Source organism: Neisseria sicca (assembly GCF_003044565.1).
GTDB lineage: Bacteria > Pseudomonadota > Gammaproteobacteria > Burkholderiales > Neisseriaceae > Neisseria > Neisseria sicca_A.
Map to the genome: position 1 here is coordinate 19,087 of NZ_POXG01000009.1, position 21,258 is coordinate 40,344.

Genomic DNA, 21,258 nt, shown 5'->3' on the forward strand with positions numbered 1-21,258 from the left:
GTGAATGGGGTGCAGGCTGCTTTTTGGGGTGCAGGTTGAAACGAAATTTTCAGGTAGCCTGAAAGGTTATTTTTGAGGATTTTGTTTGTGTTCCCAAGTTTCAAGTAAATAAATTGCCAGAGCTCCTGATAAATTAACGGCTAATTGTGCATGACGGGGCTTGGGATTAACTCCTATTTTTCCCTTACCGTGCGCATCGCTCAAACGGTTTCGCAATGCACCTAATCCTTCAATGGTAGCAGTGCAGCCACCTAGTATTTGCTTGAAAATATCTTCCGTATGTTGTGATGGCGCAAGGTTGAGATATTCGGCTGTTTGTTTATACAGTTTCTGTAAATCCTGTCTGTCATCGTAAGTAATTTTTGCTTCATCTAAGATATATTTGCATACACTTTCTATCAATGTTCGTGCAGATGTAATTGCTCCTTCTGGGTCATTAATCCGTCTTTCGAGAGCCTTTTTCCAAACATTTTCTATATGTATAGCATCGAGTTTTTTAATGCCTTGATTGATTAATTCATCAGAAGGACAAGTCTTGCGATAACTAAATTCTATAAAATTCAATAATGGTTCAAATGCTTTATAAATAAATTCTCTGCGCTCTTCATATCTATGAAATCGTGGTGCTTTTACTTCATTCCAAAATTGATGTAAATCCCTGCATGTAAGTAAAAAAGTTGGGATGTATTTCTCAAATTCTTTGTTTGTGATAAATAATTGCCTTAGCTGCAAATATTGTGCATTAGATTCTCTTTCGTTGGCGGATGTAATTCCACCAGTGGCACGAGAAATTAATAAATTTTGTAGACTTTGTGCTTGAATTAATAAATCTTGCATTTTTATACCTATCTGTTCATTTAATTTATTGATTTCAGGCTACCTGAAACTACCGTTTCAACGCTTCCAATTCGGTAATATCTTCCGCTTCAGCCTGCCGCGCCATTTGTGCCAAACGGTTTTGCCTGAACAGTCCGTATTGTTCGCCGGCAAACGCTTCCATTTGCTTGTGGCTGCGCGTGCCTTTGCCTTCCAATATGGCGAAGCCGTTGTCGGCGATGATGCTGTCTATGCGACTTTGCCAAAACGCAAGCGTCAGACCTTGCCGGTTTTTGGCGCGCAGTTCCGCACTTTCCAGAAAGATAACGGTCAGGCGGTTGAGCGTGTCGATTTCGTCGGTGTTCAGGTAGTTTTTGGCAATGACGATATCGGCTTTGCGTACGCGTTCGCCGCTCCATGATGTCAGCCCCATATTGGGGGCGTTGCCGTCGGCGCGGTGGCAAACGAGTTCGGCGGCGGTTTGCTGCGTTACGGCGTAAATCAGCTTGTTTTGCGCTTGGGCGAAAAACATCTGCGTGGCTTTGTCGGTGGGGTCGTAATCGGCGGAGAGTTTGAACAGTTCGCGCACTTTTTGATAAAACCGCATTTCGCTGGCGCGGATGTCGCGGATTTTTTCCAGCAGTTCGTCAAAATAATCCACGCGCCCGTTGGGATTTTTCAGGCGTTTGTCGTCCAGCACGAAGCCTTTTTCCAAATAACCCGTCAAAACCTCGTTGGCCCAACGGCGGAACTGCACGCCGCGTTTGCTGCGCACGCGGAAGCCGATGGCCAGAATCATTTCCAAAGCATAGTGTTTGACTTGGTATTGCTTGCCGTCTGCGGCAGTTATTAAGAAATCCTTAATAACTGAATCCTCATACAACTCTTTGTCTTCAAATATATTTTTGATATGCGTTGCGATGTTTGGCACGGAGGTGTCAAAAAGTTCGGACAGTTGGCTTTGGTTGAGCCAAACGGTGTGTTCCTGCACCAGCAGGTTTACTTGGGTGCGGCCGTCTTCGGTTTGGTAAATCAGGATGTCGGACATGGGTTTTCTCCGTTTGCAGGTGGAGGTCGTCTGAAAAATATCGCTGGTTTATTCTTCATCACATTCCTCATCTTCGTCATCTTCTTCGTCATAGGAAGTGTAGAGCCAACTATCCCAGCCGAACAGTTCGAGCAGCGTGTCAAAGCGGTCTTGGTCGGCGGTGCCGATGAATACGCCGCTTGTGTTGCCGTTTTCAGCGAAGCAAAGCAGGATGATTTCGTGAAAGCCGTCAGTGTAAAAGCGTTGGTTTTTTTGGCGAAGTTCTGTGATTTCAGTGCGGTTTTGTTGGATAAACTGCACGGCTTGGGCATCTGTCGATTCTTTGTCCATGATGTTGGCGCAGTAGCGCAGACCGCCCATAGCGGCGTTGGTATAAGCCAGTTCTAGCAGTAGGGCGTGGGTGTCGGGCAGGTGCGGCTGCCATTCGTAGCTGTCGGTTTTATCGGTGTAAAAGCCGATATGGACGGGCGGGTTGTCTTGCGCCAAATCGGCTTTGGCAATGCCGCACAGAAACACGCCTTAGTATTCCTCTATCAACACTAGATAATCGCCGTCAAAATCCATCTTTTCCAATAGCAACAATCGGTTAAACGACTGATTGACTGCCTCGCTGCCGCCCAGTGTAAGCAGATATTCGCGCAAGATGGCGGGGAAGCGGATGCCTAGGCGTTGCTCGGCAGCGGTGATTTCGGCTTCGGGCAGACCGCAGGGGAGGTGGTCGAGGTGATAAAGGGTGGCGATATTTTGCAGATAATTCATGGGGTAATCTGGGGCAGGGGTCGTCTGAAAAACACGCTATTATAAAGGATTAACTTGGTGCTGAACGTCCTTTCAGACGACCCCTTCCTACATTTTCAGATAAAATACGCGCCATTAAAGGACAAAGCCATGATGACGCCCGAAACCCAGAAACAGCTCAAAATCACCGACGTTTCCGCCAAGAAGCTCGACAAACTCAACCTCCATACCGCATGGGATTTGGTTTTGCATCTGCCGCTGCGTTACGAGGATGAGACGCACATCATGCCGATTAAGGATGCGCCGATCGGCGTGCCGTGTCAGGTTGAGGGCGAGGTCATCCATCAGGAAGTAACGTTCAAACCGCGCAAGCAGCTGATTGTCCAAATTGCCGACGATTCCGGCAGCGTCCTTTTTCTGCGCTTCATCCACTTTTACGCCAGCCATCAGAAACAGATGGCGGCCGGCAAACGCATCCGCGCCGTGGGCGAAATCAAACACGGGTTTTACGGCGACGAGATGATTCATCCCAAAATCCGCGATGCCAAGAGCAGCGGTTTGGCGGAAAGCCTCACGCCGATTTATCCGACCGTAAACGGCTTGAACCAGCCCACTTTGCGCTGCATCATTCAGACGGCGTTGGACGTTACGCCGCTGCACGACACGCTGCCCGATGCCTTATTGGGTCGTCTGAAACTGCCGCACCTTGCCGAAAGCCTGCGTCTTTTGCATTCGCCGCCGCCGAGCTTCACCATCCACCAGCTTTCCGATGGCGCGCTGCCCGCATGGCAGCGGCTTAAATTCGACGAACTTTTGGCGCAACAGCTTTCCATGCGGCTGGCGCGGCAGAAGCGCGTCAGCGGCACGGCGGCGGCATTGGGCGGCGATGGCACATTGACCCAAGCCCTGCGCCACGCCTTGCCGTTTGCCCTGACCGATGCACAAGAAAGGGTCGTGTCCGAAATCCGCCGTGATATGGCGCAAACCCATCCTATGCACCGCCTGCTACAAGGCGATGTCGGCAGCGGCAAAACCATCGTCGCCGCCTTGTCCGCGCTGACCGCCATCGAATCCGGCGCGCAGGCGGCTGTGATGGCGCCGACCGAAATCCTTGCCGAACAGCATTTCATCAAGTTCAAACAATGGCTTGAACCTTTAGGACTCGAAGTCGTCTGGCTCTCCGGCAGCCAGCGCAAAAAAGCCAAAGACGAAGCCAAAGCCAAACTCGCCGACGGCACCGTCAAAATCGCCGTCGGCACACACGCCCTGTTTTCAGACGACGTCGAGTTTCAAAATCTGGGCTTGGTGATTGTGGACGAGCAACACCGCTTCGGCGTCGCCCAACGCCTCGCCCTCAAAAACAAAGGGCGCGATGTCCACCAGCTGATGATGTCCGCCACCCCCATCCCGCGCACGCTCGCCATGAGTTTTTTCGCCGACTTGGACGTGTCCGTCATCGACGAATTGCCGCCCGGGCGCACCCCGATTAAAACCCGCCTCGTCAACAACGTCCGCCGCGCCGAAGTCGAAGGCTTCGTCCTCAACATCTGTCGCAAAGGGCAGCAGGCATACTGGGTCTGCCCGCTGATTGAAGAAAGCGAAACCCTGCAACTGCAAACCGCTACCGAAACCCTCGAGCAGCTTCAGGCGGCATTGCCCGAACTCAACATCGGCTTGGTACACGGGCGCATGAAGACCGCCGAAAAAGCCGAAGTCATGGCGGAATTTGCCGCAGGCCGTCTGAACGTCTTGGTCGCCACCACCGTCATCGAAGTCGGCGTAGATGTGCCCAACGCCGCCCTGATGGTCATCGAACACGCCGAGCGCATGGGCTTGGCGCAGCTGCACCAATTACGCGGGCGGGTAGGGCGCGGCGCGGCAGAAAGCGTGTGCGTCCTCCTGTTTGCCGAACCCTTGAGCGAACTCGCCAAAGCGCGGCTGAAAGTGATTTACGAACACACCGACGGCTTTGAAATCGCCCGCCAAGACCTCAACATCCGCGGCCCCGGCGAATTTCTCGGTGCGCGCCAAAGCGGCGTCCCCATGCTGCGCTTCGCCAACCTTGAAGAAGACCTACATCTCTTGGAACAAGCACGTGAAATCGCCCCGATGCTGATTGAACAAAACCCCGAAATCGTCGAGGCGCATCTGGCAAGATGGCTTGCCAGCAGGGAAGGGTATTTGGGCGTGTAAGGTCGTCTGAAAAGGCTTCGCCTGCGGATATAGTGGATTAACTTTAAACCAGTACGGCGTTGCCTCGCCTTAGCTCAAAGAGAACGATTCTCTAAGGTGCTGAAGCACCAAGTGAATCGGTTCCGTACTATCTGTACTGTCTGCGGCTTCGTCGCCTTGTCCTGATTTTTGTTAATCCACTATAATGAACAAGGGGCGCATGATTGTGCCCCTTGTCGTGTGTTTTGTGTTTGAAGAAAAGAGTGATGGTGTGCTGGGTTTGAAGCTGTTAGAGCGTTCCCGATATGTCCGGACTATTAAATATCGACAGCCCCTAGGAGACTTATATGGCGAAAGGAATAATAATCCCGACAAGCATGCACCCTGCGCCTATCATCAAGCCGAGCATAGACAGCGCGAAAACGATTACGGAAACATACGGACGGACTTGAAGAGAAAATTTGCTGTAATCAACCGGTCCCAGCGTGGCTGTAATCAAATTATTGACGACACCTTTGGGCTCTCTTTTGTTGTTTATCGAAAGAACATATGTTCCTTCTTCTGCTTGAAAACAAAATAATACGTTTCGGGTTGTTCCAAAGCCGTTCACTTCAAGTGAGAGACATCCTGATTAAGGGATATGTTTGCCTGTTTTTTGATTGATGATGCTTAAACTGAGCGCGCCCAGTGTTACTCTTATAAACTGTTTGTCCATAAGCCATACGCTATATTTCCCTTTTTTTGTCAGCGTAAATGTTCCCTCTTGCTCGGTACAGGGCATTTCATAGACTATTTCGGTGCTGACATACCGGAGCATGTGTTTCAGGCTGATGATGAATAAGGTGAATCCTATCGGGATTAATAAAAGCAGTAAGAATTTCATGTTTTTTATCCATGATTTTTTCGGGAAAAGTAAATTGCCTCTATTCAAGCCTTGATTTTTATAGTGGATTAAATTTAAACCAGTACGGCGTTGCCTCGCCTTGCCTTACTATTTGTACTGTCTGCGGCTTCGTCGCCTTGTCCTGATTTTTGTTAATCCACTATATATCCTTCACGCCTGAGAGACATTTAAATATGATTATATTATAAAATTCCCTGACCGATTCTTTGTCTAGGGGCTGTCGGCAGCCCCTAGTGTTGTCCAACATATAAAAAGGTCGTCTGAAAACGTTTTCAGACGACCTTTGGGGTTTGATGGAGAACCGGTTTTATTTCGTGCCGTAATTGGGTTGCAGCAGGGCGCAGGGTTGACGTTCTCTACGGCTGCGGCGGCTTCGTCCGGCAATGGTGCCGCAGGCTGCGCCGGGATCGGTTTTGTCCGCTTTGGGTGATTTGTCGCCGCGGTCGTTACGCTCGTTACGTTCATTGCGTTCGCTTCGGTTGTTCCGTTCGGAACGGTTTCTGTCGCTGCCGCGGGTGCGGGTCGGGGTGGGTTGGGTGTCAGTGGCGGCATCACCGTCGGTATCGCTTCCCCACCAGTTCGGCTCGAAGCCTTCGATGCGTTCGACTGCCAAGTCGTTGCCGGTCAATTCTTTGATGGCTTCAAACATTTTCTGTTCGGTTTTGTCCATCAGGGAAATGGCAACGCCGTCCGCGCCCGCCCTGCCGGTGCGTCCGATGCGGTGGACGTAGTCTTCGGGCTGAGTCGGCAGCTCGTAGTTGATGACGAAGGGCAGCTCGGCGATGTCCAGTCCGCGTGCGGCGACGTCGGTGGCGACGAGGACGCGCAGGCTGCCTTCTTTGAAGGCGTTGAGGGTTTCGAGGCGGCTTTGCTGGGATTTGTCGCCGTGGATGGATTGGGCGGCGAGGTTGCGGCGCACGAGGTCGCGGGTCACTTGGTCGACGCTTTGTTTGGTTTTGCAGAACACGATGACTTGGTTCATCTGCAAATCGACAATCAGCCGCTCTAAGAGGTTGCGTTTTTTGAGGGCGTCAACGGCGATGATGTGTTGCTCGACATTGGCGCTGGTGGTGTTTTGCGCGGCGACTTCGACGATTTCGGGCGCGTTCATGAAGTCTTTGGCGAGTTTGCGGATGGGCGGGGCAAACGTTGCGGAAAAGAGCAGGGTTTGGCGTTGCTTGGGCAGCATCTGCATGATTTTTCGGATGTCGTCAATGAAACCCATATCCAACATGCGGTCGGCTTCGTCGAGGACGACGATTTCGACTTTGTTGAGGTTGATGTTTTTCTGTTTGACGTGGTCAAGCAGCCTGCCGACGGTGGCGACGACGATTTCGCAGCCGGCGCGCAGGTCGGCAGTTTGTTTGTCCATGTTGACGCCGCCGAAGAGGACGGTGTGCCGCAACGGCAGGTTTTTGATGTAACCCTGCACGTTTTGGTCAATTTGGTCGGCAAGTTCGCGCGTCGGGGTCAACACGAGCATACGCACGGGGTGCATCGCGGGCGAGGTGCTGGCGGTGGCGTAGCGTTTGAGGCGTTCCAGACTGGGCAGCATAAAGGCGGCGGTTTTGCCCGTGCCGGTTTGGGCGGCGGCGAGCAAGTCATGGCCGGCGAGTGCTTTGGGAATGGCGGCGGCTTGGATGGGCGTCGGGTTTTCGTAACCTTGTTCGGTCAGCGCGGAAACGAGTTCGCTGCCCAGCCCGAGTGAGGCGAATGGATTCATGGCGGTATCTTTCTGTCCAGACGGGATGCGGCATGCTGCGTGGGGTCGTCTGAAACGGGAGGATGTTTTGATGATGTGTTTTATAGGATGCCGCCGGCAAAGTGTGCGACCGGTTTACGGCAAACCGCAGAAAATGAATGTGGCTTCTGCGGTATGGAAAGGTAAGCGGGATTATGCCATAAAACCCCTGCGCCGCCTAACGGCAGGCGGGCGAGGCATGGTTTTTCGGCTGTATTGTCGAGTCGATAAGGGAATTTTTTACATTGCGGTGGCGTCGGTGTTTATGTTCCTTAAATTTCTGAAACCGCTTATCATTTTCTGACGGCATTTACTGTCATAGTTCAAACTTATCGAAAACTTTCATATGTAAATGAAACTAAATCGTACTAATGGGACTCTGTTTTGGGACAGACGCAAATTTGCGCTGTAAACCATCAATCACAATAGGAATATACGACATGAAAACTTTATTGATCGCCGTTGCCGCTGCAAGCCTGATGCTGGGTGCCTGCTCTAGCAGCAAAACTTCTGAAGAAGCTAAAACCCCTAGCGTTAGCGTTGAAGAAGCAATTGCTCAATGTCAACAAGCTTCCGGTGCAAACCAAGACCGCGCCGTGTTCGATGCATGTATGAAAGACAAAGGCTACCAACGCAGCGCCGCTGAAGGTGGTGCCGCTGCTTCTGCACCTGCCGCACAATAAGCACAGCTAGGAATTATTGATGTATCACCCGATCTGTTCGGGGTCATACATCAACAATTTCTCGCAATGCTTGCCCCGCCTGATTGCATTCACTCCCGGAAGGTAAGGCGGGGATAAACGCAAAGGTCGTCTGAAACCTGATTTTGGGTTTCAGACGACCTTTGCGTTTGTTTTATTTGGCGGATTCGGTTATTACAAGGCGCGGTCAAAATACAGCGGCACGCCCGATGCTTCGCTCATCCGCAGCAGGTAATCCATAATCTTTTGCGGCCACTCGATACCGCGCACGACAGTCAGGTTGCGCAATATCGGGAACACCAACACATCTTCCATACCGGCTTCTCCGTTCAAACCCACGCCGCCTTCGGTCATCAGCGTTTCCAGTTCCGCCAAATCCTCGTGCAGCCGCTCCACATACTGACCGGTTTTGTCCAGGTTGGTGGCAAAGCTGCCGATGGTTTTCTCTTTTTTGTCCGTGAAATATTTCACCGCTTCCGGCGTTTCAAATTCGGGCAAACCGATTTTCACCACACGCGGATGGACGAGTTTGGTGTTGTAGCCGTTTACCTTGTCAAACCACGCCTGTATTTCCGGGCGGATTTCATTTTTCAGACGACCCTCGCGGTCAAGATAGCGGACAACGTCCAAACTCTCGCCCATAAACGAACCGTCTTCTTTTTGCAGGATGGGCACTTGTTTTGCGCCGATCATGCCGATGGGCGTCGCCTCGTCGTCATTTGCCAGCACGACTTCTTCAACGTCCGCGCCCAACAGCCCCGCCGCCATCCGCGCCCGCACGCAATAGGGGCAATGGTCGTAGTAATACAGTTTCATTAAAAATCCTCCGAAAATGGGTTTGATTGGGCAAAGGCCGTCTGAATGCCTCACGCAAAAGGATTATCCTACCAAATATCTTTGGAAGCCATATCTGATAACGTGTTTATACGGCCGGGATATATGCAGTATTTTCTCCGGGCAGTATAACCGATGTTGAAATTTCCGTCGGATATACGACATCAGCGGCTGTCTCTGCTGAAATTTCACCTGCCAACTCATTGTATAGTGGATTAAATTTAAATCAGGACAAGGCGACGAAGCCGCAGACAGTACAGATAGTACGGCAAGGCGAGGCAACGCCGTACTGGTTTAAATTTAATCCACTATAAATTCCTTTGTCGTTTTGGAAATCAATATCGGCAACCTTGCGCCTTTCCCCGTTTTCCAAAACCACTTCTGATTCAAATAATATTTTATTATCGGCTTCATCTTTCAGATTGATTTCTGCAAAATCCAAAGAGATCGACTGGATATCCCAGTCGGACAATAGAGAAAGCTCTCCTTCCTCCGTTTTCCCGTTACTGTTTTCGTCATGCCAGATTCTTAGCTCGCCCCACAATTCATCATATTGATTAATGATATTATTATTGTCGCTGTCCAAATCTTTCAAAGCTTCTACGCCGTTTTCTGCGCGCTTGCCGTCAGACATAAGCCTGTTGTTGGTTCATCGCCTTGATTGCTGCCGTATCCGATCCGTATTTGGTTTCTTTGGGATTATTCCGCAGATCAAACTGAAAACGGTTGTATTCGGCTTTTCCTTCCTCATAAACAAATCTTCGTGCATATTCATTCGCTGTTGTATTACGATTTCCATCAATATCAAGATCAAGCTTGGACATTGTTTTTGAAAGCCCATGCCCTATTTCATGCGCCCAATCAGAAGCAGTCAGATATCTTTTGTCTGCCGTACCGAATACAATGCTTCTATTTTCTTTGTTATTAACTAGTTCACTTTTAAAAAATATACCGGAATATTCGGGATCCGCTCGAACGCTCCCTAATCCCCACTGACTAATAAAATTACGAGTTTGTCCCATTAAAATCGGATCCCGAATAATCTGATTTACCTCTGAAACAGGCATCCCTAATTTTAAAAAATGCTGCCGGATTTGTGCTGTTGTAGCCATACCATATACCTTTAAAATTAAATACTATCGACTATCTGATAAGAAAGATGCTGGAAATATCATTAATGCATTTGTCTGTTGGATGCTGAAATAATATTCCTGCACCTTTCCCCTCCCTTATAATCAAATGTCTATCACTCCCGATCAAACGGTTGTCTTCATCTACTGCTACTTGATTTACTACCGTATACCTGGGGAAATTCTTTCTTGTTCCGTCGTTAAAGCATACGCTGACCGGGCTTAGGATATGAGATGAAACATAGGGTTTCGGCAAATCATCAGGATAACGGTTGTCAGGAAACAGCGAACGGTAATGCTTTAAATAATCAGGCGTTGCTTCGATTTCTAAAAAAGTACTGCCGTCGTAGTCGGTCTGATGCACTACCGTAAAGCCATCGGTCGGCCGTTTTAGCTTACGCCGCCTGTGTTTGAGCCATTTCTGCCGCTCTGCCTTGTCTTTCCATCTGAGTACCGCCTGTTTTTCTCCGTCAGGCCGCAAACGGCCAGAAAGCCGCAGATAGCGCCGGTACACGGGAATCTGCCACTTTTTCGCTAAATCTTCAGGCGGCATATCAAGCAAACAGGCACTATGCAGCGTGCCTGCCATCTGTCTGAACAAATTCTCGAAGCTATTTACAGGATAAAGCTGCTCGCAGCCCGTTGCGTCATCCGCATATGCTTGAGAAACAGAGACCGTCTGAATGCCGCTATCAGCATGAGACAAAATGGGCAGCAACATGGCCGGCCACAACAAAGCAGCTAAAAATTTCACACCCATCTCCTTCTTGATAAAAATTATTACTTACATTGATATTATTCCCAATATTTTTTCACTGCAAGCACATTTACACGCTAATTGTTTGTTTTATTTTGATGTTTATATGTTATTGCAAGTTGGGTAGCCCAGGCCGTCTGAAACATGCTTTGTCGCAAAATACGGGCAAGCTGCTACAATACAGCCGCTATGTCGAAACAAAACAAACGGAGAAACGGCACGCCATGAGCAACACACGACAAACACCGGAAATCCCCGCCGCACCGATGCAAGAATCCCGCGCGTGGTTTGACGCGCACACCGCCGGTTTGCCCGAACCTGCGCAAAAGCTGCTTCAGACGGCCTTGTCGCTGGCCGAGACGCATTATCCTGCCGATGCGGCCACGCCTGCGGGCGAGCCGCTTTTGGCGCACCTTTTGGGTGCGGCGCGTATGGTGAACGAATTGGATTTGCTGCCCGATGCGGTGGCCGCCACGCTTTTGGCCGACATCGTGCGTTTTGTGCCCGACTGGCGCGAGCTGCTCACGGAACGCTGCAACAGCACCGTCGCCGAGCTGGTCAAAGGTGTGGACGAAGTGCAGAAACTCACCCACTTCGCCCGCGTGGACAGCCTCGCCACTTCCGAAGAACGCGCGCAGCAAGCCGAAACCATGCGTAAAATGCTGCTGGCGATGGTAACTGACATCCGCGTCGTGTTAATCAAACTTGCCATGCGCACCCGCACCATGCAGTTTCTCAGCAATATCCCCGACAGCCCCGAAAAACGCGCCGTTGCCAAAGAAACCCTCGACATCTTCGCCCCGCTCGCCAACCGTTTGGGCGTGTGGCAGCTCAAATGGCAGCTCGAAGACCTCGGCTTCCGCCATCAAGAACCTGAAAAATACCGCGAAATCGCGCTGCTTTTGGACGAAAAACGCACCGAACGCCTCGAATACATCGAAAACTTCCTCAACATCCTGCGTGGCGAACTTAAAAAATACAACGTTCACTTCGAAGTAGCCGGCCGCCCGAAACACATCTACTCCATTTACAAAAAAATGGTGAAGAAAAAACTCAGCTTCGACGGCCTCTTTGACATTCGCGCCGTGCGGATTTTGGTCGATACCGTCCCCGAGTGTTACACCACGCTGGGTATCGTCCACAGTCTCTGGCAGCCCATCCCCGGCGAGTTCGACGACTACATCGCCAACCCCAAAGGCAACGGCTATAAAAGTTTGCACACCGTCATCGTCGGCCCGGAAGACAAAGGCGTGGAAGTGCAAATCCGCACCTTCGATATGCACCAATTCAACGAATTCGGTGTCGCCGCCCACTGGCGTTATAAAGAGGGCGGTAAAGGCGACTCCGCCTACGAACAGAAAATCGCCTGGTTGCGCCAACTCTTGGACTGGCGCGAGAACATGGCGGAAAGCGGCAAGGAAGACCTCGCCGCCGCCTTCAAAACCGAGCTTTTCAACGACACGATTTACGTCCTGACCCCGCACGGCAAAGTCCTCTCCCTGCCTACGGGCGCGACCCCCATCGACTTCGCCTACGCCCTGCATAGCAGCATCGGCGACCGTTGCCGCGGCGCGAAAGTCGAAGGGCAAATCGTGCCGCTGTCCACCCCGCTTGAAAACGGACAGCGCGTCGAAATCATTACCGCCAAAGAAGGGCATCCTTCCGTCAACTGGCTCTATGAAGGCTGGGTCAAATCCAGCAAGGCAATCAGCAAAATCCGCGCCTACATCCGCCAGCAAAACGCCGACACCGTGCGCGAAGAAGGCCGCGTTCAACTCGACAAACAGCTTGCCAAACTCACGCCCAAACCCAACCTGCAAGAGCTTGCCGAAAACCTCGGCTATAAAAAACTCGACGACCTATATACCGCCGTCGGACAGGGCGAGATTTCCAACCGCGCCATCCAGAAAGCCTGCGGCACGCTGAACGAACCGCCGCCCGTACCCGTCAGCGAAACCACCATCGTCAAGCAGTCTAAAATCAAAAAAGGCGGCAAAACAGGTGTGCTCATCGATGGCGAAGACGGCTTGATGACCACGCTTGCCAAATGCTGCAAACCCGCGCCGCCCGACGATATTGTCGGCTTCGTTACCCGCGAGCGCGGCATTTCGGTACACCGCAAAACCTGCCCCTCTTTCCAACACCTTGCCGAACAAGCACCCGAAAAAGTGTTGGACGCAAGCTGGGCGGCGTTGCAGGAAGGGCAAGTGTTCGCCGTCGATGTCGAAATCCGCGCCCAAGACCGCTCAGGACTTTTACGCGACGTATCCGACGCACTCGCCCGCCACAAACTCAACGTTACCGCCGTGCAAACCCAGTCCCGCGACTTGGAAGCCAGCATGAGGTTCACGCTCGAGGTCAAACAAGTCAACGACCTCCCGCGCGTCCTCGCCAGTCTCGGCGACGTCAAAGGCGTGTTGAGCGTTACGCGCTTGTAAGGAGGAGCAAAAGGTCGTCTGAAAAACGGGTTTGCGGTTTTTCAGACGACCTTTTTGTCTGTGTCTTAAATCGACATCGGAAGTATAGTGGATTAACTTTAAATCAGGACAAGGCGACGAAGCCGCAGACAGTACAGATAGTACGGAACCGATTCACTTGGTGCTTCAGCACCTTGGAGAATCGTTCTCTTTGAGCTAAGGCGAGGCAACGCCGTACTGGTTTAAAGTTAATCCACTATATCTGTCCTGTCCTTCCTGCTTGTACGGAAATGACGGCAATTTGAGCAGCTTTGCTAAATCGCTGTCTGCCTTTTAAAAACAGCCAAACTTGCAAATCAAAGGTCGTCTGAAAACTGCAATATGCGGTTTCAGACGACCTTTTGTGTTGCCAAGCTCAAAGTCAGGCTGAACCTGATTCGGGTAAGGTCAGTGATCGACGGTAATACCTTTGCTTTCCTGCTGTTTCTGTTCGTCCAGTTTCTTTTGCAGCGTGTCGCACGGGGTGTCGCAGTCGCAGACTTTTTTCATGCCCAGCGAAGAGATGCCGCCGCAACTGCCTTTGATGGTGCGCTTGGAGAAAATGTAGCCGACCGCCATGCCGAGAATGACGAGGAGGAAGAGGCCGAAGGTGAGGAGTAGGGTTTTCATGATGGTGTTCCTGTGGGATGGATATGGGTGTGCGGGTATTAATGGAGTAGTTTTTTAAACGCGCCGGACATTTCGGTATGGTAGCCGTTTTGGTCGCGGATAATCAGGAAAACGGCGAGGTTTTGCTGTTCGGCAAGTTTGAGGGCTTCGGTTTCGCCGAGTACGAAAAGTCCGGTGGACAGGCCGTCTGCGGTGGTGGCGTTGTCGGCGACGACGCTGATGGAGGCGAGGCGGTGCGAAAGCGGGCGGCGGGTTTTGGGATCGATGATGTGGGACAGCCGCCTGCCTTGCGGGTCAACGTGGAAAATGCGGTAGTCGCCAGAAGTGGCGAGGGAGCGGTTGTCGAGGGGGACGACGATTTGGGTGTTGCCGCCTTGGACGATGTTAGGCTGTTCGATGCCGATACGCCAAGGCTCGCCTTGGGCGTTGCGGCCTTTGCCGTGCAGTTCGCCGCCGATTTCGACAAGGTAGTTTTGGATGCCGAGTTTTTCAAGTTCGCCTGCTACTTTGTCCACGCCGAAGCCTTTAGCGATGGAGGAGAGGTCGAGATAGGCTTCGGGTTGGGTTTTGGCGAGCGTGGCTTGTTTGCCGTTTTGCGTGAGGATGATTTTGTCCGTACCGGTTTGGGCGGCGGCTTTGTCGATTTCGGCCTGGGTGGGTTCGCGGGTGATTTCTTTGTTCGGTCCGAAGCCCCAAAGGTTGACGAGCGGGCCGACGGTTACGTCGAGCGCGCCTTGTGTGAGGCGGTTGAGGCGTAAGGCTTCGACGGTAACGGCGGCGAAATCGGCGGAAACGGGCATGGGTTTGAGGGTCTCGCGCATTTGGTTGAAGCGGCTGATTTCGGAGTCTTCGCGGTAGGTGGACATTTGGCGGTTGACCTCTTCGAGTGCGTCGTCAATCTGCTTTTTCACGGCTTCGGGCGCGGGCGGGTTGGGGAGGTCGTCTGAAAGGTATTTGACGGTATAGGTCGTACCCATCGTTTCGCCCTGAAGCACGGTTTGTTCGGATGTTTTTTTGCCGCACGCGCCCAAGGGCAGGGTAAGGGCGAGGGCGGTGGCAAGGGCGGGAATGGCGGAGGGCAGGTGCATGATAGGGTGTTCGGGTGTTTTCAGACGACGTATTGTAACGTAAAACGCAAGAGCGCGCGGCTTGCGGGGGCGGGGCTTTTCTGCTAACATCCGCGCTGCATTAAGAGTTGGGAATTCCATGCCAACCTGCTTTTCAGACGGAAAGGTAAGGTGGACGGCTGCAAAGCCGATGTGGTCCGAGAGGGCAATTCAAATCCCCCCGCTTGATGCGGGAATTTTTTTGCCCGTATGTTCTGTACGGGCAGGATTCCGAACCGCTTTATCCAAGTGGGAATATTTATCATTTGGATGGAGTGCAGGTGGAAATTTTGTTATGATTTCCGTTGTGGGACGTATATTGAAACAACAGGTCGTCTGAAAGCAGACGGCTTGTTTTTGAAGGAAAATATTGAAATGAGCGAATATCTGTTTACTTCCGAATCGGTTTCCGAAGGCCATCCGGACAAAGTAGCCGACCAAGTGTCCGATGCGATTCTGGATGCGGTTTTGGCACAAGACCCCAAAGCGCGCGTCGCGGCGGAAACTCTGGTAAACACCGGTTTGTGCGTGTTGGCGGGCGAAATCACCACCACCGCCCATGTGGACTACATCAAGGTCGCACGCGAAACCATCAAACGCATCGGCTACAACTCGTCCGAGCTGGGCTTTGACGCCAACGGCTGCGCGGTCGGCGTGTACTACGACCAGCAATCCCCCGACATTGCCCAAGGCGTGAACGAAGGCGAAGGCATCGACCTGAACCAAGGCGCGGGCGACCAAGGCCTGATGTTCGGCTACGCCTGCGACGAAACCCCGACCCTGATGCCGTTTGCCATCTATTACAGCCACCGCCTGATGCAGCGTCAAAGCGAATTGCGCAAAGACGGCCGCCTGCCGTGGCTGCGTCCCGACGCAAAAGCGCAGCTGACCGTGGTTTACGACAGCGAAACCGGCAAAGTAAAACGCATCGACACCGTCGTCCTGTCCACCCAGCACGACCCTGCAATCAGCCATGAAGAACTGAGCAAAGCCGTGATCGAGCAGATTATCAAACCCGTTCTGCCGCCCGAAATGCTGACTGCCGAAACCAAATACCTGATCAACCCGACCGGCCGCTTCGTCATCGGCGGCCCGCAAGGCGACTGCGGTCTGACCGGACGTAAAATCATCGTCGATACCTATGGCGGCGCAGCTCCGCACGGCGGCGGCGCATTCTCCGGCAAAGACCCGTCCAAAGTGGACCGTTCCGCCGCTTACGCCTGCCGTTATGTTGCGAAAAACATCGTTGCCGCCGGTTTGGCAACCCAATGTCAGATTCAAGTTTCCTACGCCATCGGCGTTGCCGAACCGACCTCGATTTCCATCGATACTTTCGGTACAGGCAAAATCAGCGAAGACAAACTGATTGCCTTAGTTCGCGAACATTTCGACCTGCGCCCCAAAGGCATTGTCCAAATGCTCGACCTCTTGCGCCCGATTTATGGCAAATCCGCCGCATACGGACACTTCGGGCGCGAAGAGCCCGAATTTACTTGGGAGCGCACTGACAAAGCAGCCGCATTGAAAGCAGCCGCAGGCGTATAAAGAAGCATGAAGGTCGTCTGAAAGGGAGTTTCAGACGACTTTTGTCGTCCCGAGTCAAAAACTTTTTGGCAAACGACGTATCATATGTTTTACAAAAAAACAGCGCGGCGCTGTGTTTCCTTACCGCGCCGTCTTTTACCCATCCACCAATAAAATAAAACTGAAGGAATACATCATGAAAAAATGGCTGCTGGCTGTTTTGCCCGCCACCGCACTGGCCGCTCCGCCTCAAGGCTTTTATCAAAATTACCAAGACTGGGACATTGCTTGCGACAATACCGGCACCTGCCGTCTCGCCGGATATCAGGCGGAAGAGACAGAAACGCCGGTTTCCATCTTGTTTACCCGACAAGCGGGCGCGAATGCCGCCGTTGCCGGTGAAGTTTCCCTGCTGCCGTTTAACGACGATGACCGCCAACTCGCCCGCGTGGCAGCCCGCAGCGAATTGATGCTGAACGGCAAATCACTGGGCAAATTGGCGTTGAACAAAAAAGGCACAGGCAAATTGAGCAGCGCGCAAACCAACGCCTTGCTCGAAGCGTTGAAAAAAGAAAGCAAAATCAGCATCCGCGCCGGAAAATATGAATGGCATTTGTCTGACAAAGGCGCAGCGGCGGCAATGTTGAAAGCGGACGAATTCCAAGGTCGTCTGAATACGCCTTCTGCGCTGATTCGCAAGGGCGACAGCAGTCAGGCAGTCCTCAGCCCGCAGCCTAAACCCGTCATCCGCGCCGTTGTCGTGCCGAAAAAAGCGGGCGATATACTGGAACAAGACACACCGCGCCACAGCGCCGTCATGAAGCTCTTGAGCGACAGCAACCGCGTTTCCGAAGGCGACGATAATTACTGTTACGCCCTGCACAATAAAGAGCAAATGCATTGGAACCGCAGCCTGTATGTCCATCCGCTCAACGATCATCAGGTTTTGATTTCGGCAATCTGTATCGGCGGCGCGTATCAAACCAGCGGCTACTATGCCATTGCCGATAAAGAATTGACCAAAATCGAACAAGTGCTGCCGCCGATGACATACGGCGGACACGGCGGATTCGATGAGAAAACAGCCACCCTCAGCGGCAGCTTCAAAGGCCGCGGCATAGGCGACTGCTGGACAAGCAATACGGCAGTGTGGGACGGCAAGGCATTCGTCCGCAGCGGCGAACACACTACCGGCTCATGCAAAGGCTTTACCGGCGGTGCGTGGGTGATGCCGATTTTTGATACCCGTGTCGAGCGTTAAAACACACTGAATATCGACGACATACGGCAAAAGCCGTTTTAAAAATGCCCGCAAGATTGAGTCATTTTGCGGGCATTTGCTACACATGGGCGATGTTTTGAAGGGAAAAGACGCGGGAATCGAATGCCCGTTTTCAGACGACCTTTTTCCTTATACAATAGCCGCTTGAATTTTATATATTCTGATATAAAGGATACGGATTATGTTCGGCAAACAACTCTTTGAAGAAGTCAGCGCAAAAATCAGCGAAACCATCGCCAACAGCCCCGCCAAAGACATGGAGAAAAACGTCAAAGCCATGCTCGGCAGCGCGTTCAACCGCATGGACTTGGTCACGCGCGAGGAATTCGACATCCAGCAGCAGGTTTTGATTAAAACCCGCACCAAGCTGGTCGAGCTGGAAGAGCGTCTGGCAAAACTTGAAGCCGCGCAAGAGCCGGAGCAGACCGCATTGGAAGCCGCGCAAGCCGCAGCCCAAGAAGCCGTCGACGAGATCAAACAACAAACCGAAGCCGGCGAATAAGGTCGTCTGAAACATGTCGCTTGCCTTGGTTTACAGCCGCGCCTTGAGCGGCATGAATGCGCCGTTGGTCGAAGTGGAAGCCCACCTTGCCAACGGCCTGCCTCATTTCAACATCGTCGGATTGCCCGACACCGAAGTCAAAGAAAGCCGCGACCGCGTGCGCGCCGCCATCATCCAAAGCGGCTTCGACTTCCCCGCTAAAAAAATCACCGTCAACCTCGCCCCCGCCGACCTGCCCAAAGAATCGGGACGTTTCGACCTGCCGATTGCGCTGGGCATCCTCGCCGCATCCGGACAAATCGCACCCGAAAAGCTCGCGCAATACGAGTTTGCCGGCGAATTGGCACTTTCCGGTATGTTGCGCCCTGTGCGCGGCGCGTTGGCGATGGCGTGGCAGGGTATGCAGGCGGGACGTTCTTTTGTTTTACCGCAGGAAAACGCAGAACAAGCCGCCGTGATGCGCGGCATTACCGTTTACGGCGCGCGTTCGTTAGGTGAAGTCGCCGCCCATTTGAACGGCATCGAACCCTTGGCGCAAACCGACTGCCAAGTTCCGCAGAGGTCGTCTGAAAACGCCAAACTGCCCGACCTCATCGATGTCAAAGGTCAACACACCGCCCGCCTTGCTTTGGAAATCGCCGCCGCGGGTGGGCACAGCCTCTTGATGATGGGGCCGCCGGGAACGGGTAAGTCCATGCTTTCCCAACGGTTGCCCGGCATTCTGCCGCCTTTGACCGAAGACGAATTGGTCGAAGTATGGGCGTTGCGTTCGCTCCTGCCCAACCACCAACAACAACTCGACAGCCACCGTCCTTTCCGCAGCCCGCACCATAGCGCCAGCTCGGCAGCCATGGTCGGAGGCGGTTCCGACCCGCGTCCGGGCGAAATTTCATTGGCGCATCACGGCGTTTTGTTTTTGGACGAGCTGCCCGAGTTTGACCGCAAAGTTTTGGAAGTTTTGCGCGAACCTTTGGAAAACGGCGAAATCCACATTTCCCGTGCGGCGCGTCAAGCCGTCTATCCGGCGAAATTCCAGCTCGTCGCTGCCATGAACCCTTGTCCGTGCGGCTATCTCGGGCATCCCGTCAAACCCTGCCGCTGCACGCCCGAAAGTGTCGCACGTTACCGCAGCAAGATTTCCGGCCCGCTGCTCGACCGCATCGATTTGACCATCGAAGTTCCGAGCCTGTCCGCCGCCGAACTGATGCAGCAGGAAGCAGGGGAAAGCAGCGCCCGTGTGTTAGAGCGCGTGATCGCCGCCCGCGACAAACAATACGCGCGGCAAGGTAAGGTGAATGCTGCCTTGAGCGTCAGTGAACTCGACACGTCCGCACGCATCCAAAAAGAAGCGCAGGAAGCCTTGGGCAGCCTGTTGGAAAAACTCTCCCTCTCCGCCCGCAGCTTCCACCGCATCATGCGCGTGGCGCGTACGCTGGCAGATTTGGCGGGCGATGAAGAAGTCGGCAGAAGCCATGTTTTGAAAGCCGTCAGCTTCCGCCGCGCGTTGTAAGATTTTTCAGACGACCTTGAATACTGAAAATGGAAGATTCAAGGTAAAAAGCCGAGACAGGTTGGGTATCTTGCTGGTGTTTTAAGCGCGGAATGTACTGTTTTATCAAGGAAATTCTGTTTTTGATAAATTGTCAGCGCGTCCTAACATCACGGCGGTTTTCGTAAAAACCATGTAAACAAACGGCGCATTTTTGCCCAATATAAAGGATATTGATAAAATGACCCGTCCCTGCCGATGGCAGCAGCAGATTCCTCTGCCGCCAAAAGGTCGTCTGAACGGCATCATCAATATAGGTATCTCATGAATAAGAACACTCAATACGGCAAAGGCCTTTTCGGCTTTTTCTTCGGCCTCCTCCTCGCCACCGGCGTGATCGGGGGTATCCTGTATTTTCTGAATCAAGACACCCCGAGCGCCTTCAAGGGCGCGACCGAGCCGCAAAAACAGCAAACCGAGCCTGAAATCCTCAAGCCGCAGGAAAAATCCAAACCTGAGGCTAAGCCTGAGGCTGAAGAGCAGCCTGTCGTCGTTCCCGTAGAGAAAGAGCGTCCGGTAGAAGAAGCCAAGTCCGAAGAGAAACGCAGCGAAGCCGATGACGATGCGGCAGCCAAAGAAAAAGAACGCGCTGAGAAAGAAGCGCAAGAAAAGGCAGATAAAGCCAAAGTCGACAAAGAGCGCGCAGACAAAGAAAAAGCGGAAAAAGAGCGTGCCGTTCGCGAAGCGGAAGACGAAGCCCGCGAAGCAGAAAAAGCTCTGCGTGAAGCTGAAAAAGAAGACAAAGAATCTGCCGAACGCGAGTTGAAACAAAAACTTGCCGAGAAAAAAGCAGAGCTTGCGAAAAAACGCGCAGAAAAAGCCAAAGCCGACAAAGAAGCCGCCGATAAAGCCAAAAAGGCAGCCGAGTTGACCGACAAACAAAAAGCGCGCGCCGAGCGCAAACTTGCCGAGAAAAAAGCGGCAGAGAAGAAAGCCGCCGAAGCCAAGAAAACCGAAACAGCTAAAAAAACCAACAAACCGACTCCCGAACAAATCCTGAACAGCGGCAGCATTGAAAAAGCCCGTCAGGAAGCGAATAAAGGTGCGGCGAAAGAAGTGAAGAAAGCCGAAGCGGACAAACAAACCGCCAAAGCCGACAACACCAAAGCCGAAGCCAAAACTGCGGAAGGCGGTAAAAAAGTCATCCTGCAAATGGGTTCGTACGCCGACCGCAACAGCGCCGACGCGCAACGTGCCAAACTCGCCATGCTGGGCATTTCGTCCAAAGTGGTCGAGCGCACCAACGGCGACAAAACCGTTTACCGCGTACAAAGCAACAGCATGTCGTCTGAAACCGCGAAAAACATTCAGAAAGACTTGCAAAAACACAATATCAACAGCCTGATGCGTTCGGCTCAATAAGGAGGA

General features: G+C 52.5%; 20 protein-coding genes and 1 riboswitch. Of the genes, 8 read left to right on the forward strand and 12 right to left on the reverse strand.

The genetic code is table 11. The annotated features are described in order from the left end of the window. Positions 1-66 precede the first annotated feature (66 nt). Genes DBZ16_RS13485 through DBZ16_RS16450 form a run of 4 tightly spaced genes read right to left on the reverse strand, consistent with a single transcriptional unit; the run spans position 67 to position 2,623 of the window. Complete coding sequence (locus DBZ16_RS13485; protein ID WP_107814355.1) at positions 67-837, reverse strand: abortive infection family protein; 771 nt, start codon at positions 835-837, stop codon at positions 67-69. Positions 838-886: 49 nt separating this feature from the next. Then, positions 887-1,864: a virulence RhuM family protein gene (locus tag DBZ16_RS13490; RefSeq protein WP_107814356.1), complete on the reverse strand. Its 978-nt coding sequence runs from the start codon at positions 1,862-1,864 to the stop codon at positions 887-889. A 48-nt stretch (positions 1,865-1,912) separates the two neighbouring features. Beyond that, positions 1,913-2,380: a hypothetical protein gene (locus DBZ16_RS13495; RefSeq protein ID WP_240600391.1), complete on the reverse strand. Its 468-nt coding sequence runs from the start codon at positions 2,378-2,380 to the stop codon at positions 1,913-1,915. A gap of 3 nt (positions 2,381-2,383) precedes the next feature. Then, positions 2,384-2,623, reverse strand: a complete 240-nt coding sequence (locus DBZ16_RS16450; protein ID WP_240600393.1) for an SMI1/KNR4 family protein — start codon at positions 2,621-2,623, stop codon at positions 2,384-2,386. A 129-nt stretch (positions 2,624-2,752) separates the two neighbouring features. Here DBZ16_RS16450 and recG point away from each other — a divergent pair, with 129 nt between their 5' ends. Next, a complete protein-coding gene (gene recG, locus DBZ16_RS13500; protein WP_107814357.1) occupies positions 2,753-4,795 on the forward strand; it encodes an ATP-dependent DNA helicase RecG in 2,043 nt (680 codons plus the stop codon). 610 nt (positions 4,796-5,405) lie between these two features. Here recG and DBZ16_RS13510 read toward each other — a convergent pair. Both DBZ16_RS13510 and DBZ16_RS13520 read right to left on the reverse strand, forming a co-directional pair. Beyond that, positions 5,406-5,657: a hypothetical protein gene (locus DBZ16_RS13510; RefSeq protein WP_107814359.1), complete on the reverse strand. Its 252-nt coding sequence runs from the start codon at positions 5,655-5,657 to the stop codon at positions 5,406-5,408. Positions 5,658-5,985: 328 nt separating this feature from the next. Further along, complete coding sequence (locus DBZ16_RS13520; RefSeq protein ID WP_107814360.1) at positions 5,986-7,401, reverse strand: DEAD/DEAH box helicase; 1,416 nt, start codon at positions 7,399-7,401, stop codon at positions 5,986-5,988. 458 nt (positions 7,402-7,859) lie between these two features. On the opposite strand from DBZ16_RS13520, the gene DBZ16_RS13530 reads away from it, so the two are divergent. Further along, positions 7,860-8,102 carry a hypothetical protein gene (locus DBZ16_RS13530; protein ID WP_016687314.1) on the forward strand — a complete coding sequence of 81 codons (243 nt, stop codon included), beginning with the start codon at positions 7,860-7,862 and terminating at the stop codon, positions 8,100-8,102. A gap of 192 nt (positions 8,103-8,294) precedes the next feature. On the opposite strand, the gene DBZ16_RS13535 is transcribed toward DBZ16_RS13530, so the two are convergent. From DBZ16_RS13535 to DBZ16_RS13555, 4 genes are all read right to left on the reverse strand, one after another. Beyond that, positions 8,295-8,936, reverse strand: a complete 642-nt coding sequence (locus DBZ16_RS13535) for a GrxB family glutaredoxin (RefSeq protein WP_107814362.1) — start codon at positions 8,934-8,936, stop codon at positions 8,295-8,297. Positions 8,937-9,180: 244 nt separating this feature from the next. After that, positions 9,181-9,588: a bacteriocin gene (locus DBZ16_RS13545; protein ID WP_240600395.1), complete on the reverse strand. Its 408-nt coding sequence runs from the start codon at positions 9,586-9,588 to the stop codon at positions 9,181-9,183. Beyond that, positions 9,581-10,066 (reverse strand): hypothetical protein, encoded by a 486-nt coding sequence (locus DBZ16_RS13550; RefSeq protein ID WP_240600397.1) that lies wholly within the window; start codon positions 10,064-10,066, stop codon positions 9,581-9,583. Before DBZ16_RS13550 ends, DBZ16_RS13545 begins: the two co-directional genes overlap by 8 nt. A gap of 31 nt (positions 10,067-10,097) precedes the next feature. Further along, positions 10,098-10,844 carry a hypothetical protein gene (locus DBZ16_RS13555; protein ID WP_049227184.1) on the reverse strand — a complete coding sequence of 249 codons (747 nt, stop codon included), beginning with the start codon at positions 10,842-10,844 and terminating at the stop codon, positions 10,098-10,100. A gap of 221 nt (positions 10,845-11,065) precedes the next feature. Between DBZ16_RS13555 and DBZ16_RS13560 the strand changes: the two genes are divergently transcribed. Further along, complete coding sequence (locus DBZ16_RS13560) at positions 11,066-13,279, forward strand: RelA/SpoT family protein (protein ID WP_049227182.1); 2,214 nt, start codon at positions 11,066-11,068, stop codon at positions 13,277-13,279. Between the two features lie 426 nt (positions 13,280-13,705). On the opposite strand, the gene nqrM is transcribed toward DBZ16_RS13560, so the two are convergent. Further along, the gene (gene nqrM, locus DBZ16_RS13570; RefSeq protein WP_003757168.1) at positions 13,706-13,927 is read right to left on the reverse strand and encodes a (Na+)-NQR maturation NqrM; all 222 of its coding nucleotides are present in this window, start codon (positions 13,925-13,927) and stop codon (positions 13,706-13,708) included. A 38-nt stretch (positions 13,928-13,965) separates the two neighbouring features. After that, a complete protein-coding gene (locus DBZ16_RS13575; protein WP_159070336.1) occupies positions 13,966-15,015 on the reverse strand; it encodes an FAD:protein FMN transferase in 1,050 nt (349 codons plus the stop codon). 92 nt (positions 15,016-15,107) lie between these two features. Then, positions 15,108-15,217: riboswitch (SAM-I-IV-variant riboswitch) on the forward strand. A gap of 191 nt (positions 15,218-15,408) precedes the next feature. On the opposite strand from DBZ16_RS13575, the gene metK reads away from it, so the two are divergent. The 5 genes from metK to DBZ16_RS13600 all read left to right on the forward strand — a co-directional run bounded on the left by metK (position 15,409) and on the right by DBZ16_RS13600 (position 21,252). Next, positions 15,409-16,578, forward strand: a complete 1,170-nt coding sequence (metK, locus tag DBZ16_RS13580; protein WP_049224311.1) for a methionine adenosyltransferase — start codon at positions 15,409-15,411, stop codon at positions 16,576-16,578. A 175-nt stretch (positions 16,579-16,753) separates the two neighbouring features. Continuing rightward, complete coding sequence (locus DBZ16_RS13585; RefSeq protein ID WP_107814364.1) at positions 16,754-17,818, forward strand: DUF1176 domain-containing protein; 1,065 nt, start codon at positions 16,754-16,756, stop codon at positions 17,816-17,818. A 202-nt stretch (positions 17,819-18,020) separates the two neighbouring features. Further along, a complete protein-coding gene (locus tag DBZ16_RS13590; protein ID WP_070539180.1) occupies positions 18,021-18,341 on the forward strand; it encodes an accessory factor UbiK family protein in 321 nt (106 codons plus the stop codon). A gap of 13 nt (positions 18,342-18,354) precedes the next feature. Continuing rightward, a complete protein-coding gene (locus DBZ16_RS13595) occupies positions 18,355-19,851 on the forward strand; it encodes a YifB family Mg chelatase-like AAA ATPase (RefSeq protein ID WP_107814365.1) in 1,497 nt (498 codons plus the stop codon). A gap of 303 nt (positions 19,852-20,154) precedes the next feature. Beyond that, the gene (locus tag DBZ16_RS13600; protein ID WP_107814366.1) at positions 20,155-21,252 is read left to right on the forward strand and encodes an SPOR domain-containing protein; all 1,098 of its coding nucleotides are present in this window, start codon (positions 20,155-20,157) and stop codon (positions 21,250-21,252) included. Positions 21,253-21,258: the final 6 nt, after the last annotated feature.

Excerpts from the sequence above, each read along its gene's own strand:
- DBZ16_RS13485 (WP_107814355.1), bottom strand. The coding sequence starts at position 837 with ATGCAAGATTTATTAATTCAAGCACAAAGTCTACAAAATTTATTAATT.
- DBZ16_RS13490 (WP_107814356.1), bottom strand. The coding sequence starts at position 1,864 with ATGTCCGACATCCTGATTTACCAAACCGAAGACGGCCGCACCCAAGTA.
- DBZ16_RS16450 (WP_240600393.1), bottom strand. The coding sequence starts at position 2,623 with ATGAATTATCTGCAAAATATCGCCACCCTTTATCACCTCGACCACCTC.
- recG (WP_107814357.1), top strand. The coding sequence starts at position 2,753 with ATGATGACGCCCGAAACCCAGAAACAGCTCAAAATCACCGACGTTTCC.
- DBZ16_RS13510 (WP_107814359.1), bottom strand. The coding sequence starts at position 5,657 with ATGAAATTCTTACTGCTTTTATTAATCCCGATAGGATTCACCTTATTC.
- DBZ16_RS13520 (WP_107814360.1), bottom strand. The coding sequence starts at position 7,401 with ATGAATCCATTCGCCTCACTCGGGCTGGGCAGCGAACTCGTTTCCGCG.
- DBZ16_RS13530 (WP_016687314.1), top strand. The coding sequence starts at position 7,860 with ATGAAAACTTTATTGATCGCCGTTGCCGCTGCAAGCCTGATGCTGGGT.
- DBZ16_RS13535 (WP_107814362.1), bottom strand. The coding sequence starts at position 8,936 with ATGAAACTGTATTACTACGACCATTGCCCCTATTGCGTGCGGGCGCGG.
- DBZ16_RS13545 (WP_240600395.1), bottom strand. The coding sequence starts at position 9,588 with ATGTCTGACGGCAAGCGCGCAGAAAACGGCGTAGAAGCTTTGAAAGAT.
- DBZ16_RS13550 (WP_240600397.1), bottom strand. The coding sequence starts at position 10,066 with ATGGCTACAACAGCACAAATCCGGCAGCATTTTTTAAAATTAGGGATG.
- DBZ16_RS13555 (WP_049227184.1), bottom strand. The coding sequence starts at position 10,844 with ATGGGTGTGAAATTTTTAGCTGCTTTGTTGTGGCCGGCCATGTTGCTG.
- DBZ16_RS13560 (WP_049227182.1), top strand. The coding sequence starts at position 11,066 with ATGAGCAACACACGACAAACACCGGAAATCCCCGCCGCACCGATGCAA.
- nqrM (WP_003757168.1), bottom strand. The coding sequence starts at position 13,927 with ATGAAAACCCTACTCCTCACCTTCGGCCTCTTCCTCCTCGTCATTCTC.
- DBZ16_RS13575 (WP_159070336.1), bottom strand. The coding sequence starts at position 15,015 with ATGCACCTGCCCTCCGCCATTCCCGCCCTTGCCACCGCCCTCGCCCTT.
- metK (WP_049224311.1), top strand. The coding sequence starts at position 15,409 with ATGAGCGAATATCTGTTTACTTCCGAATCGGTTTCCGAAGGCCATCCG.
- DBZ16_RS13585 (WP_107814364.1), top strand. The coding sequence starts at position 16,754 with ATGAAAAAATGGCTGCTGGCTGTTTTGCCCGCCACCGCACTGGCCGCT.
- DBZ16_RS13590 (WP_070539180.1), top strand. The coding sequence starts at position 18,021 with ATGTTCGGCAAACAACTCTTTGAAGAAGTCAGCGCAAAAATCAGCGAA.
- DBZ16_RS13595 (WP_107814365.1), top strand. The coding sequence starts at position 18,355 with ATGTCGCTTGCCTTGGTTTACAGCCGCGCCTTGAGCGGCATGAATGCG.
- DBZ16_RS13600 (WP_107814366.1), top strand. The coding sequence starts at position 20,155 with ATGAATAAGAACACTCAATACGGCAAAGGCCTTTTCGGCTTTTTCTTC.